This is a genomic window from Brevundimonas sp. 1080 (assembly GCF_040545985.1).
Lineage (GTDB): Bacteria > Pseudomonadota > Alphaproteobacteria > Caulobacterales > Caulobacteraceae > Brevundimonas.
The window spans coordinates 375,966-389,961 of the sequence record NZ_JBEPMW010000003.1; the positions used below are offsets into that span (position 1 = coordinate 375,966).

Here is a 13,996-nt window from a genome sequence, read left to right on the forward strand (position 1 = left end):
GGCTCTTTCGACGTTCGGTGTTGTGGAGGCGGCTTTTGCCGCAGCTATTGGGCCATCAGGTGGCGCTCTGAAGGGATGAGCGCAAGTTATCACGGAGTTCGCCCGCGTGGCCACCAAACCTGTCATCCTGTGGTTTCGCCGCGATCTGCGACTGCATGACAATCCCGCCCTGAACCACGCGGCGGAGACGGGGCGGCCCATCCTGCCCGTCTATATTCTGGACGAGCATTTCGAGCGGCCGATCGGCGCCGCGTCGCGCTGGTGGCTCGACAAGTCGTTGAGGGCGCTGGATGCCGCGCTTCAAGATCGCGGTTCGCGCCTGATTCTGCGCAAGGGCAATGCTCTGACCCAGCTTCAGGCGCTGATCGCCGAAACCGATGCCGACACCGTCTTCATGAACCGCCTGTTCGAACCCGAGGCGTTTGAGCACGACGCCGAGATCGCCCATACGCTCAAGGCGGACGGTGTCGAATGCCGTGGCTTCAACGGCGCCCTGCTCTGCCGCCCCGGCGCTGTGCTGAATGGATCAGGCCAGCCGTACAAAGTCTTCACCCCGTTCTTGAGAGCCCTGTTGGACACGGCCGAGGCCCCGGCTCACACAACGGGACCGCGCCAGATAAAGACGCCCAAAACGGTTCAATCCGACGCCCTCGACAGTTGGAAGCTGCACCCGCATCGTCCGGACTGGTCAAAAGGATTCGACTGGACGCCGGGGGAGGATGGGGCCTCGCAGGCCTTGTCCAGGTTCATACCATCCGGCCTGAAGACCTATGCGAAGGATCGCGACTTTCCCGACCGGCAGGGCGCCAACAGCCGCCTGTCGCCACATCTTCACTGGGGCGAGATCAGCCCTTGGCGGGCGATTGACCGCGCCCGACAGGCGGCCCAGGAGAACAAGCTGTCAGAGTCGGAGGCCGACAAATTCATTGCTGAGATCAGCTGGCGCGAGTTTTCGGCGCACCTGCTGCACCATTTTCCCTACATCACCGAGCGCGCGTTCCGTCCGGAATATGACGCCATGCCCTGGCGCAAAGACGACGCGAGCCTCAAAGCATGGCGACAGGGGCGGACCGGATACCCGTTGGTGGACGCCGGTATGCGCCAGCTCTGGACGACAGGGTGGATGCATAATCGGGTTCGGATGGTCGTGGCCTCCTTCCTGATCAAACATCTGCTGATCGACTGGCGCGAAGGCGAAGCCTGGTTCTGGGACACGCTTGTGGACGCCGACCGGGCCAGCAATGTGCAGAACTGGCAATGGGTCGCAGGCTCTGGCGCAGACGCCTCCCCCTTCTTCCGCATCTTCAATCCCATCACGCAGGGAGAAAAGTTCGATCCCGATGGCGGCTATGTTCGCCGGTGGGTGCCGGAACTTCGCCGCCTCCCGGACCGCTGGCTACAGTCGCCCTGGACCGCGCCCGCTGAAGTGCTGCGTGACGCCGGAATCGTTCTAGGGCGCGATTACCCCAAACCGATCGTCGAACACGAGAAGGGTCGCGCCCGGGCGCTCGCTGCCCTGAAGACCGTTTCCGGCCGTGGCGACGACCACAGCGACCGTGATTGACCCCCCTCTGTATTCCGCGTTGAAAGTCAAAAGATGAGCGTCGCACACGCCGATATCGAAGCCGTCGCCAGCCGAACACCGCGCGTGTTCGCCATGTTGCTGCGACTTCTGGCCGCCAATTGGACCTTCGGGCGCTTGACGGTGCAGTTGCCCAATGGCGAGACCCATGTGCTTCAAGGCAAGCAGCCGGGCCCCAGCGGCATGATGACCGTGCGCGACTATCGGTTCGCACGCCGCGTGCTGGCGGCCGGCGATATCGGCTTCGCCGAAGGCTATATCGCGGGCGAGTGGGACAGTCCGCACCTGGCCGGTCTGCTCGAAACCCTGGTGGACAACTACGATCACATCCGGCGCCTGTTCGACGGCAACCTGATCATGTGGGTGGTCAACTGGCTGAGCCACCGCACCAATCGCAACAGCAAGACCGGGTCGAAGAAGAACATCCACGCCCACTACGATCTGGGCAACGCCTTCTATTCCCAGTGGCTGGACGGCACGATGACCTATTCATCGGCTCGCTTCAGCCGTGATGGTGAGGCTCTGGAGACGGCGCAGCGTGAGAAATACGCCGCCTTGGCCCGAATGATGGATCTTCGGCCGGGCATGTCAGTGCTGGAAATCGGCTGCGGCTGGGGCGGCTTTGCCGAGTTCGCGGCGCGCGAGATCGGCGCCAAGGTCACCGGGATCACGATTTCCAAAGAGCAGCATGATTTCGCTCGCCAGCGCATGTTCAACGCGGGTCTGAGCGACCGCGCCGATATTCAGCTGATCGACTACCGCGATGTGCAGGGTCGATTTGATCGGGTGGCGTCCATCGAGATGTTCGAGGCTGTGGGTATGGAGTACTGGCCCGCCTACTTCGGCAAGGTCCACGACGTGCTTCAACCTGGCGGCAAGGCCGGACTGCAGATCATCACGATCCAAGATGACCTGTTCGACGAATACAATGCCCGGACGGATTTCATCCAGAAGTACGTCTTCCCCGGCGGAATGCTGCCCTCCGAAGACCGGCTGGCGCCGGTCGTGTCGAAAGCCGGACTGTCATGGCAGTCGGTGGAACGGTTCGGCCTCGACTACGCTGCGACGCTCAAGCTTTGGGATGAGCGTTTCCAGGCATCCTGGGGCGAGATCAGCAAGCTTTCCGGCTTTGACGAAAGATTCCGCCGGCTCTGGAACTTTTATCTGGCCTATTGCGAGGCCGGTTTCCGCTCTCGCCGCACCGACGTCATCCAACTGAGCCTGTCTCGCCTATGAGCCCGCTGATTTCGACAACGAACCTTGCCGCGCGATTGGGCGCGCCGGATTTGCGGATCGTCGATGGCAGTTGGCATCTGGACGGCCGCGACGCACGCGCCGACTTCGAACAGACCCATATCCCTAGGGCAGTCTTCTTCGATCTGGACGCGATATCGGATCGCGACAGCGCTTTGCCCCACATGATGCCGACGCCAGAGGCCTTTGGGGCGGCGGTCGGGACCCTGGGCCTCTCCGTCGATGACCAGATCGTCGTCTATGATACAGCCGGATTGTTCTCGGCGGCGCGCGTCTGGTGGATGCTGAAGACTATGGGCGCGACGAGGGTTCAGGTGCTCGACGGCGGCCTGCCGCGCTGGCGTGACGACGGCCTGCCAACCGTCTCCGGGCCTTCAGTCGCAGATGCCAAGGACTTCCATGCCAAGATGGCGCCCGATGCTGTCGCCTCGTTGGATAACGTGCGCGCGGCCTTGGCCCAGGACGCCCAGGTCGTGGATGCGCGCGGCGCACCACGTTTCAATGGCGCGGCGCCCGAACCTCGCGCCGGTGTTCGCAGCGGCCATATGCCCGGCGCACGCAACCTCCCCTACGGCCGATTGCTAAGCAACGACGGCACGATGAAGCGTGGCTCAGCTTTGGAGCAGGCCTTTGCGGACGCCGGCGTGGATATCAACCGACCTATCATCACGACCTGCGGATCCGGAGTGACCGCCGCGATATTGACGCTGGGCTTAGCCGAACTCGGTCGTCCGTCGCGGCTTTATGACGGTTCCTGGGCTGAATGGGGCGCCCGAACGGACACCCCCGTCGAAACCGGCTGAGATCAGGCCGGCGGCGCCACGGGGACGACATCGTCGGCGTCGATCGGTTCGTCTTCCTCACCGCGCGAAACGACAGTCGCTAGAACCAGGTCGCCCGTGACATTCAGCGTCGTGCGGCACATGTCCAGGAAGCGATCCACGCCCAGGATCAGGCCGATGCCCTCCGGCGGTACCTTCACCATCACTAGGATCATCGCCACGACCGGCAGCGAACCGGCCGGCACGCCCGCTGTACCGATACCGCCAAGGATGCAGACCAGCATGACGATGATCTGCTGCGTGATCGTCAGGTCGATGCCGAAGAACTGAGCCAGAAACAGCACCGTCACGCCTTCAAACAGCGCCGTGCCGTTCTGGTTGGCGGTGGCGCCGACCGTCAGGACGAAGCGGGCGATCTTGCGCGGCAGCTTCAGCTCCTGCTCGGCCGCCTTCAGCGACACCGGCAGAGACGCGTTGGATGAAGCCGTCGAGAAGGCCACCACCATCGGCTCGCGCACGCCCTTGAAGAAGGCGATCGGCGACCGGCCGCCAAGGATCCAGATCACCAGCGGATAGACGACGAACATGTGGATCGCCATCGCGCCCACCGCGACGCCGACATAGGCCGCGAGGCGCACCAGAAGGTCCCAGCCGAACAGGGCCGCCAGGTTGAACATCAAGCAGGCGATGGCGATGGGGGCCAGTTTGATGAAGAGGTTGATCAGCTTCATCGTGACTTCGAACATGCCCTCGATGACCTGCTGCAAGCGGTCGGTCGCAGGCGACTTGGCCATCACCAGGCCGATGCCGAAGAACAGAGCGAACACCATCACCGGCAGGATTTGGTTTTCGGATGCCGCGGTGAAGACGTTCGACGGAATCAGATCCAGGAAGAAATCACCCAGCTGGATGGTTTCGGGCGCGCCGCTGACGATACCGGCCGCGCCGTCACGTCCCTGGTCCAGCAGTTGCTGAGCGAGGACTGGGTCCACGCCCCTTCCGGGCTGGAACACATTGACCATCACCAGGCCGATCACCACAGCGATGCTGGACACCAGAATGGTCAACAACAGGGTCTTGATTCCCGCCCGTCCCAGCGAGCTGAGATCGCCCATCTCGGCCACCCCGACGACCAGGGCCGAGAACAGCAGCGGGATCACCATCATGAACAGCAGGCGCAGGAAGATCTGGCCCAGCGGTCCGGTGACGTTGTCCGTCAGCCAGACCACCCAGGCCGTATCCGCTCCCAGCGTCAGATTGACCAGCAATCCCCCGATCAGACCGACCGCGAAACCGATCAACATCAGCCAGTGCAGCGCAAGGCCGCCGCGTTTCGTCTCGGTCATCTGTCCCCCAGGAAGCGATGCAAGCGTCGGCGCTTATCGGATCGGCAGGCCATAGATCAAGCCGGCCGGGCGCGCGTTCCATTGTGCGTTCAAACCGCGCGCCAGGTCGAGCGCCGATTGCGACCCCAGATTACGCTCGAAAATCTCGCCATAGTTCCCGACGGCTTCGATCGCGTCCTTGGCCCAACCGTCGGACAGCCCCAGCATGGGACCGAACTCGCCTTCGGCGCCCAAGAGACGTCTGATGCGCGGGTCCGTCGTGGTCTTGAACTGATCCTCGGCATTGGCCTTTGTAACCCCGAGTTCCTCGGCCAGCATAAGGGCGTTCAGGGTCCAGCGCACGGTCGAGGCCCAGCGTTCGTCGCCTGCCTTGACCACTGGGCCCAGCGGCTCCTTGGACGCGACATCGGACAGGATCACATGTTCGTTGGGATTGGTCAGCACAGTCCGCGCGGCGGCTAGCGCAGAGATGTCGGCGCTGAAGGCGTCGCAATCTTCACGGCCATAGGCGTCGCGCGCCGCTTCCTCCGTCTCGAACACGACGGGCCGATATTCGATTCCGCGAGACCGGAAATAGTCGGCGGCGTTGGCCTGAGATGTCGAGCCCGACTGAACGCACACCCGCGCGCCTGTCAGTTCGGTGGCGCTGTTCAGGTTCAGCGAACGCCGGACCAGAAAGCCCTGGCCGTCGTAATAGTTGATCCCGGCGAACACGAAGCCTTCGCCCGCGTCGCGGCTCATGGTCCACGACGAGTTGCGCCAAAGCACATCGATCCGGCCGTCGTTCAGCGCCGTGAAGCGATCCGACGCCGACAGAGGCACGAACCGCACCGCATCGGCATCGCCCAGCACCGCCGCCGCCGTCGCGCGACAGAAGTCCACGTCGAAGCCGCGCCACTGGCCGCGATTGTCGGTGTAGGCGAAGCCGACCAATCCTTGGTGCACACCGCAATTCAGGCGACTCCGGCGTTTGATGGCGGCCAGCGTCGGGCTTTTCGCGACCGCCGTCGAAGACGCTTGAGCGGGCGTTGCGGGGCTGGTTTCCGGCGCAGGGCTGGCGTCCTTGCGCCCGCAAGCCGTCGTCATCAGCACAACGGCCATCGCTCCGATCGTCCAGCACCGCATCGCGTTCCTATCCCTCGCCGCTTGCGCCCCGCTGGCTTTAGAGGCCTTTAGGGGCCGATCCGCAACCCATCGGAGAAGCCATGTCGCCGCTTTCGGACCGCACCCGCCTGATCGCCGCCGCAACGCGACGCGGCCAGGGCCGGCGCGGCGTCAATCCCCCGATCGAACGCGCCTCGACGATGCTGAGCGACCGCGCGGCCGTCATGCGCGACGAGACGGACGGGCCGACCTATGGCCTCAGCGGGACCAGCGCCGCCCGCGATCTTCGCCACGCCCTGGCTGACCTGGAGGGGGCAAAGGACGTTTTTCTGGTTCCGTCGGGCCTTGCGGCCGTCACGGTTCCGCTGCTGGCGCTTTTGAGACCGGGCGACGAGGTGATCACAACGGACGCCGTCTATGGTCCGACGCGCCGGTTCCTGAGCCGGTATCAATCGACCCGCGGCGTCACGACCCGCTTTTTACCCGCAGATGCAGATGCGCAGACTGTTCTGGCCGCCATCGGCGAACGCACGCGGCTGGTGCTGATGGAGTCGCCAGCCTCTCTGACATTCGAGATGGTCGATGTCGCCGCCGTGGCCCAGGCCTGCTGCGCACGAGGCGTCCTGACGGTGGTCGATAATACCTGGGCCGCCGGCCTGGCCTATCGCCCGCTGGCCCATGGCGTGGACGTCAGTGTTCAGGCCGTCACCAAATATGTCGGCGGCCATTCGGACGTGCTGATGGGCGGTATCGCTTCAAACAACCCCGCCTGCCTGCGCGCTATCGGCGACACGATCGAGGATCTCGGCTGGCATGTATCGCCCGACGACGCCTGGCTGGCGCTGCGCGGCCTGCGGACCTTGCCGCTGCGCTATGCCGAACAGGCGCGGTCAGGCTTGATCGTGGCGGAATGGCTGCAAGCTCGGCCAGAGGTTTCCCGCGTCCTCTACCCGCCCCTGCCCGGCTCGATCGGCCATGACGTGTGGCGGCGAGATTTCACCGGCGCGGCATCTCTGATGGGCGTGGTCATGAAGGGCGGCGACAAGGCGGCGGGCGAGGCGTTGCTGAACGCCCTGACCCTGTTCGGCCTCGGCTATTCTTGGGGCGGGTTCGAAAGCCTGATCACCCACGAGACCCATCAGATGGACTACCGCTGCCATCCGCCCGTGCTTGAGGGCGAACTGATCCGACTGCATGTCGGTTTGGAAGACCCCTCAGAACTGATCGCCGATCTGGAACGAGGTCTCGCCGCCTTCACCGCCGCGCTCACGGTTCCTTAAGCGCCGCAAAGGACTGTGCGCCCGTGCGCGAACCGCCCGTTCAGACCCCGGATGATTCGCCGCCGCTGTGGGAACAGTGGGCGGCCGGCTTCGTCGTCTTCATGCTGACCGGCGCCCTTATCGCGCCCGTGATCGCGCCGACCCAGGTCGAAACGCCGATCCTGCGGTTCATCTGGTTGCCGGTCTATGCCGTCATCGCCGGCCTGATCGTCTTTCGCTTCGACAAGGTCATCCGCGCCTGGCCCGCATGGCTGATGATGTTCGCCCTGGTCGCCCTGTGTTTCGTCTCGAAATACTGGTCCATCGACCCCGAGGTCACTGAACGCCGCGTCATCGCCATGGCGATCAACAGCGCCTTCGCCATCTATCTGGGCGCCCGGTTCCGAGACGACGCCCTGCCGCGCGTGCTGATGTACACCTGTCTGGTGATGGCGGTCGGCAGCCTGATCATGGTGTTCGGCTATCCGAAGGTCGGTGTGCACCAGTTCGACAACGCCGGCCTGTGGCGCGGCCTCTGGTACGAGAAGAACCAGATGGGGCTGGTCATGGTGGTGGGCGCCGTCTCCGCCGCAGCGACCCTGGCCGCCGATCATATCGCCGGACGCAGCCATCGGTTCTGGATTTGCCTGCTGACATTGGGCCTGACCACGCTCCTGGTGCTCGCCACCCAATCCAAGACATCGCTTCTATGCTGGGGCCTGGGCCTAGGCATGATCGGTGGGTGGTGGGCGTTGAAACAAGGCGGCGCGGTCATCACCGTCATCGGCATCTGGCTTGCCGTCATCATTGCGGCGGGCGCGACCTGGCTGTGGAATTCCGACTCCGCCGCAATCCTCGAGGCGCTGGGCAAGGACCCGTCGCTGACAGGCCGCACCTTGATCTGGGAAGCCTTGATGCGAAAAGTCGCCGAACGCCCCTGGACGGGATATGGCTTCAGCGCCTTCTGGGGCGTGGACTCGATCCCTGCGCGCGAAATCCGCATCGAGACCCAATGGCCCGTCCCCTCCGCCCACAACGGCTGGATCGATCTGCTCGTGCAACTGGGCTGGCCCGGTGCGGTGGCGGTAGGCGCCATCATGGCGCTCTCTGCGATCTTCGTCATCGCGCGCACGAACGGGCTCGGTGCGCGCGAAGGCTATTGGAGCATCGCCTATCTATCCGCCTTCACCGCTTTGAGCCTGTCAGAGAGCGTCCTGCTGACCCACGCTAACCTGCCGTGGATCCTGATGTTGGCGATTATGGCCCGCGCCGTGACCTTTGATCCGGCCCCGGTTCGTGCGCCGCTTGCTCGACCGGCCTCACGGGCCTACCAGACCCGGTCCCGAATCGCCTCAGACTATGTGAATGGCCGCAGACCTCTTCGCTTTTGACGACGAACCCGAAGCTCGCAAACCCGAGCCGCCCAAGCCTGTTGCGGTGACCCCGCCTGCGGCTGCGCCCATTATCGCCCCAACCCCCGCGCCGCCACCTGTTCAGGCCACAGCGACGACGACGGCGGCCGCCACCGGCTATTCCGCCTCATCCATTGAGGTGCTGGAAGGGCTTGAACCCGTTCGCAAACGCCCCGGCATGTATATTGGCGGCACCGACGAGCGCGCTCTGCACCACCTGTTCGCCGAAGTCTTGGACAACGCCATGGACGAGGCGGTGGCGAAGCACGCCAAGCTGATCACCGTCGATCTGGACGCCGACGGCTATCTGTCGGTGCGCGATGACGGTCGCGGCATCCCGGTCGATCCTCACCCCAAACATCCCGGCAAGTCTGCGCTGGAAGTCGTCATGACCGTCCTCCACTCCGGCGGCAAGTTTTCCGGCAAAGCCTATGAAACCTCTGGCGGTTTGCACGGCGTCGGCGTCTCGGTCGTCAACGCCCTGAGCGAAAGCGTCGAGGTCACGGTCTGGCGCGACGGTTTCGAATGGAAACAGGCCTTCAGCCGCGGCCACGTCCTGGCCCCGATCCAGCAGATCGGCCCATCCAAGAAGCGTGGCACCCTGATCCGCTTCAAGCCCGACGACGAAATCTTCGGCATGGGCGCGGCCTTCAAGCCCGCTCGTCTATTCCGCATGGCGCGGTCAAAGGCCTATCTGTTCCGCGGCGTTGAGATTCGCTGGACTTGCGCGCCAGAGCGGATCACCGACGCCACACCGGCGCAGGCCAGTCTGCACTTCCCCGGCGGCCTCGCCGACGCCCTGATCGACCGTATCGGTCAGTTGGAAACCGTCACCCCGACCTTCGCCGGCCGCGCCGAGCGCCAAGGCGAAGCGGGCGCCTTCGAATGGGCCGTCACCTGGTCGCCGATCGGCTTTGGTGAATCGGACGGCTTCATCCAGTCCTACTGCAACACCGTGTCCACGCCCGATGGCGGCACGCACGAGGCCGGCTTCCGGGCCGCCCTGGTCAAGGGGCTGAAATCCTACGGTGAACTGACCAACGAGAAGCGCGCCGCGATCATCACGGCCGAGGACGTCATCGCCAACGCCGGCGCCCTGATCAGCGTCTTCATCCGCAATCCCGAATTCCAGGGCCAGACCAAGGACCGTCTGTCCTCGCCCGAGGGTGCGCGCATCGTGGAGCAGCTGCTGCGCGACCCGCTGGACCACTGGCTGACCGAGAGCCCCAAACAGGCCAACGCCCTACTCGGCTTCGTTGTCGATCGCGCCGAGGATCGGCTACGTCGCCGTAAAGACAAGGAGGTTCAGCGCGCCGCCGCCACCCGCAAGCTGCGCCTGCCCGGCAAGCTGTCGGACTGCAGCCGCCAGTCGGCCCAGGGCACCGAACTCTTCATCGTCGAAGGCGATTCGGCCGGCGGCTCGGCCAAACAGGCGCGAGACCGCACGACCCAGGCCATCCTGCCCCTGCGCGGCAAGATCCTGAACGTCGCGTCCGCCACGGCCGACAAGCTGCGCGCCAATGTCGAACTGTCCGACCTAGCCCTGGCCTTGGGCGTCCAGCCCGGCAACCGGTTCAATATCGACGACCTGCGCTACGAGCGGATCGTCATCATGACCGACGCCGACGTAGACGGTGCCCACATCGCGGCCCTGCTGATCACCTTCTTCTACCGCGTCATGCCCGAGACGATCCGTCAGGGCCGGGTGTTCATGGCTCTTCCGCCGCTCTACCGCATCAGCGCCGGCCCTTTGAGCGAATACGCCCGCGACGACGCCCACCGGGACGAACTGCTGGCCACAGTCTTCAAGGGCAAGAAGACCGAGATCGGCCGGTTCAAGGGTCTCGGCGAAATGATGGCCTCCCAGCTCAAGGAGACCACCATGGATCCGAAGAAGCGCACCCTGGCCCGCATTACGGTGCCCGACGCCGAGGCCAGCATCGAAGACCTAGTCGAACGCCTGATGGGCAAGCGCGCCGACGCGCGCTTCCAGTTCATTCAGGAAAACGCTCAGTTCGTGAAAGAAGAACTCGACGTCTAGGGGCCTCGCCGCCCTTCCAACGCAAGGCGACCCCTGACAAAAGGGGGCATGCAGACGCCCGCCCCCTCCGCCACCGTGCTTGACGAACTGAAGGCCGCGCTCGGTCCGGGCGGCTGGACCCAGGATCCTGATGTCATCGCGCCGCATCTGACCGAATGGCGCAATCGCTGGACGGGCAATACGGCGATCCTGTTGACCCCGCGTTCGACGGAAGAGGTTGCGCGCGCTGTGACGATCTGCGCTCGAGAGGGCGTCGCCATCACGCCCCAAGGCGGCGGCACCGGCTTGGTCGGCGGCCAGATCCCCTTCGGCGAGGTCCTGCTGTCGACCCGCAAGATGCGCGCCGTCCGCGATGTGACTCCGCTTGACGACGCCATGACGGTCGAAGCCGGCCTGACCCTGCTGGAGGCGCAGCAGGCGGCGACGGCAGCCGGCCGCTATTTTCCGCTCAGTCTGGCGGCCGAAGGCTCTGCCACCATCGGCGGCGTCATCTCCACCAACGCCGGGGGCACCCAGGTGCTGCGTTACGGCATGATGCGCGACCTGGTGCTGGGCCTCGAAGCGGTCATGCCGAACGGCGAAATCTTCCGGGGCCTGAAGCGGCTGCGTAAGGACAACACCGGATACGATCTGAAACAGCTGCTGATCGGCGCCGAGGGCACGCTGGGCGTTGTCACCGCCGCCACCCTGAAACTCTTCCCCATCATGCGCTCGCGCGCCGTCGCGGTGGTCGGGCTGGAAACAGCCGCCGCCTCGGTCGAACTGCTCGCCCGCGCTAAGGCCGAGACGGGCGGCGGGGTGGAGGCCTTCGAACTGATGAAGCGCCTCGGCATGGAACTGGTGCTGAAGAACATTCCCGACACACGCGAGCCGCTGGATTCGACGCCCGACTGGTATGTCCTGATCGAGATCGCCTCGGGCACCCCGGGTGGAGCCGAGGCCCAGATGGAGGCCCTGCTGGAGGTCGCTTTCGAGGAAGGCCTGATCACTGACGCCGCCATCGCCCAGAACGACGCCCAGCGCACCGCTTTTTGGCGTCTGCGCGAAGAACATTCGGCGGCGCTCAAGCCCGAGGGCGGCGGCTGGAAACACGACGTCTCCGTGCCCATCAGCCGCATCGCCGAATTCATCGACGAAGCGTCGGCCGCCGTGGAACGCTTCCACCCCGGCGCCCGTATCTCGGTCTTCGGCCATGTCGGCGACGGCAATCTGCACTACGACATCCTGCCGGGCGTCGGTCAGGACATCCCCGCCTTCATCGCCCGCTGGAAGGAAGGCTCGCAAGTGGTTCACGACGTTGTCGGAACCTACGACGGCTCCATCTCCGCCGAACACGGGTTGGGTCGGCTGAAGACCGAAGAGGTCAAGCGCTACAAGTCCCCGCTCGAGATCGAAACCATGGCCGCCATCCGCCGCGCCATCGACCCCAAGCGGATCATGAACCCAGCCGTTTTGTTCTAGCGACCCTCGACGCCGCAGCGTCGCAGCCGGTTCAAATCGTCATCGAAGCACCCTATGTGGGCGGCGACATTACGGAGCCGCGTCTTGCTGATTGTTCTTTCCCCGGCCAAGCGCCTCGATTTCACCGAAGCCGATGCGGCCATTCCGGCGACGGACCGGCGGTTCCTCGAAGATACAGCCAGCCTGTCCAAGACCGCCAAGCGCCAAACCAAGGCGGACCTGCGCCGGCTGATGGGGATTTCCGACGATCTGGCGGCCCTGAACGCCGCGCGCTTCAAGGCTTTCGATCCTGAATCGACCGAGGGTGTTCAGGCGGCCTTCGCCTTTGCCGGCGATGTGTATGAGGGCTTGCGAGCGCGCGAACTGGACGCCGAGGCCCTGGCGTTCGCCCAGGATCATTTGCGCATTCTGTCCGGCTTTTATGGCCTGCTGCGTCCATTGGACCGGATCCAGCCCTATCGCCTGGAGATGGGCACGCGGCTGAAGACGCGTCGCGGGGCCAGCCTGTACGACTTCTGGGGCGACCGGATTTCCAAACAATTGAACGAAGACGCCGAGGGCCAGTCGGATCCGACGCTGGTGAATCTGGCCAGCCAGGAATATTTCGGGGCCGTCGATGCAAAGGCTCTGAAACTGCCTGTCGTCACGCCCCAGTTCCGGGAAGAGAAGAACGGCGAGAGCCGCATCATCTCTTTCTTCGCCAAGAAGGCGCGCGGGGCCATGGCGCGGTTCGCGATCGACGAGCGCGTGGAACGGGTCGCGGATCTGAAGGCTTTTGACCGGGACGGTTATGCGTTCGACAAGGCCGCCTCGACCGACGCCGAGTGGATATTCATCAGATCGGGAAATTCTTGATCCCGACATCGACCTCCCGCTAATCTCGCCAAAACAAACGAAGGGGCGGATTCATGTCGCAAGAGCCTAAGGACTCCACGGGCGCCGACAGTCGGGCGGCACGCGGTATCGGCGATCTGAAAGGGCAGGTCGCGGTCATCACGGGCTCGACCTCTGGCATCGGGCTGGCTCTCGCGCGCGCCGTGGCGGCAGGCGGCGGTGAAGTCGTTCTGAACGGCTTGGGCGACCCCGCGGATATCGAGCGCACCCGCGCCGATCTGGAGGCCTCATCCGGCTGTCGCATCCTCTATCATCCGGCGGACATGACGCGCAGCGAGGAGATCGCCGACATGATCGCCTTCGCTCAACGCGAACTGGGACGCCTGGACATTCTGGTCAACAACGCCGGCATCCAGCACGTCGAATCCGTCGAGAACTTCCCCACCGATCAGTGGGAGAAGATCATCGCCATCAACCTGTCGTCGACCTTTTACACCACGCGCGCGGCGATCCCGATCATGAAGGCGCAGGGGCGCGGCCGGATCATCAACATGGCCTCAGCGCACGGTCTGGTGGCCAGTCCGTTCAAGTCCGCCTATGTCGCGGCAAAGCACGGCGTCATCGGCTTCACCAAGACCGCAGCGCTGGAACTGGCGCGCGACAACATCACCTGCAACGCCATCTGCCCCGGCTTTGTCGAGACGCCGATCGTGACCAAACAGATCGCGGATCAGGCGCGCACGCGAAACATGACCGAGGAGCAGGTGCTGACGGACGTGATCCTGGCGGCCCAGCCCACAAAGCGGTTCGTCACAACGGAGGAACTCACCGGCATCTTCCTCTACCTGGTCAGCGACCTCGGCGCCTCGGCCAACGGGGCCAGCTTCTCCATCGACGGCGGCTGGACCGCGCAATAGCAAA

Annotated in this window: 11 protein-coding genes; 9 read left to right on the forward strand and 2 right to left on the reverse strand. The window is 64.5% G+C overall.

The annotated features are described in order from the left end of the window. The first annotated feature begins 106 nt into the window (after positions 1–106). The 3 genes from ABIC32_RS12485 to sseA are packed head-to-tail and all read left to right on the forward strand — an operon-like array spanning position 107 to position 3,639. Complete coding sequence (locus ABIC32_RS12485; protein WP_354074388.1) at positions 107–1,564, forward strand: cryptochrome/photolyase family protein; 1,458 nt, start codon at positions 107–109, stop codon at positions 1,562–1,564. A gap of 33 nt (positions 1,565–1,597) precedes the next feature. Beyond that, entirely contained in the window at positions 1,598–2,818 is a 1,221-nt protein-coding gene (locus ABIC32_RS12490; protein ID WP_354074389.1) for a class I SAM-dependent methyltransferase, read from the forward strand. Next, on the forward strand, positions 2,815–3,639 hold the full coding sequence (gene sseA / locus ABIC32_RS12495) for a 3-mercaptopyruvate sulfurtransferase (RefSeq protein WP_307511216.1): 825 nt from the start codon (positions 2,815–2,817) through the stop codon (positions 3,637–3,639). Before ABIC32_RS12490 ends, sseA begins: the two co-directional genes overlap by 4 nt. Before the next feature lie 2 nt (positions 3,640–3,641). Here sseA and ABIC32_RS12500 read toward each other — a convergent pair whose 3' ends face one another. Both ABIC32_RS12500 and ABIC32_RS12505 read right to left on the reverse strand, forming a co-directional pair. After that, complete coding sequence (locus tag ABIC32_RS12500; protein WP_066628371.1) at positions 3,642–4,964, reverse strand: dicarboxylate/amino acid:cation symporter; 1,323 nt, start codon at positions 4,962–4,964, stop codon at positions 3,642–3,644. A gap of 33 nt (positions 4,965–4,997) precedes the next feature. Further along, positions 4,998–6,065, reverse strand: a complete 1,068-nt coding sequence (locus tag ABIC32_RS12505; protein ID WP_354074390.1) for an amino acid ABC transporter substrate-binding protein — start codon at positions 6,063–6,065, stop codon at positions 4,998–5,000. Positions 6,066–6,169: 104 nt separating this feature from the next. Between ABIC32_RS12505 and metC the strand changes: the two genes are divergently transcribed. From metC to ABIC32_RS12535, 6 genes are all read left to right on the forward strand, one after another. After that, entirely contained in the window at positions 6,170–7,348 is a 1,179-nt protein-coding gene (metC, locus tag ABIC32_RS12510; protein ID WP_354074391.1) for a cystathionine beta-lyase, read from the forward strand. A 23-nt stretch (positions 7,349–7,371) separates the two neighbouring features. Continuing rightward, the gene (locus tag ABIC32_RS12515) at positions 7,372–8,718 is read left to right on the forward strand and encodes an O-antigen ligase family protein (RefSeq protein ID WP_354074392.1); all 1,347 of its coding nucleotides are present in this window, start codon (positions 7,372–7,374) and stop codon (positions 8,716–8,718) included. Beyond that, complete coding sequence (locus tag ABIC32_RS12520) at positions 8,693–10,780, forward strand: DNA topoisomerase IV subunit B (RefSeq protein WP_354074393.1); 2,088 nt, start codon at positions 8,693–8,695, stop codon at positions 10,778–10,780. Before ABIC32_RS12515 ends, ABIC32_RS12520 begins: the two co-directional genes overlap by 26 nt. Before the next feature lie 48 nt (positions 10,781–10,828). Beyond that, positions 10,829–12,241, forward strand: a complete 1,413-nt coding sequence (locus ABIC32_RS12525; RefSeq protein WP_199060311.1) for an FAD-binding oxidoreductase — start codon at positions 10,829–10,831, stop codon at positions 12,239–12,241. 84 nt (positions 12,242–12,325) lie between these two features. Beyond that, the gene (gene yaaA / locus ABIC32_RS12530; protein WP_354074394.1) at positions 12,326–13,096 is read left to right on the forward strand and encodes a peroxide stress protein YaaA; all 771 of its coding nucleotides are present in this window, start codon (positions 12,326–12,328) and stop codon (positions 13,094–13,096) included. Between the two features lie 53 nt (positions 13,097–13,149). Then, positions 13,150–13,992, forward strand: a complete 843-nt coding sequence (locus ABIC32_RS12535; protein WP_354074395.1) for a 3-hydroxybutyrate dehydrogenase — start codon at positions 13,150–13,152, stop codon at positions 13,990–13,992. The last annotated feature ends 4 nt before the right edge of the window (positions 13,993–13,996 follow it).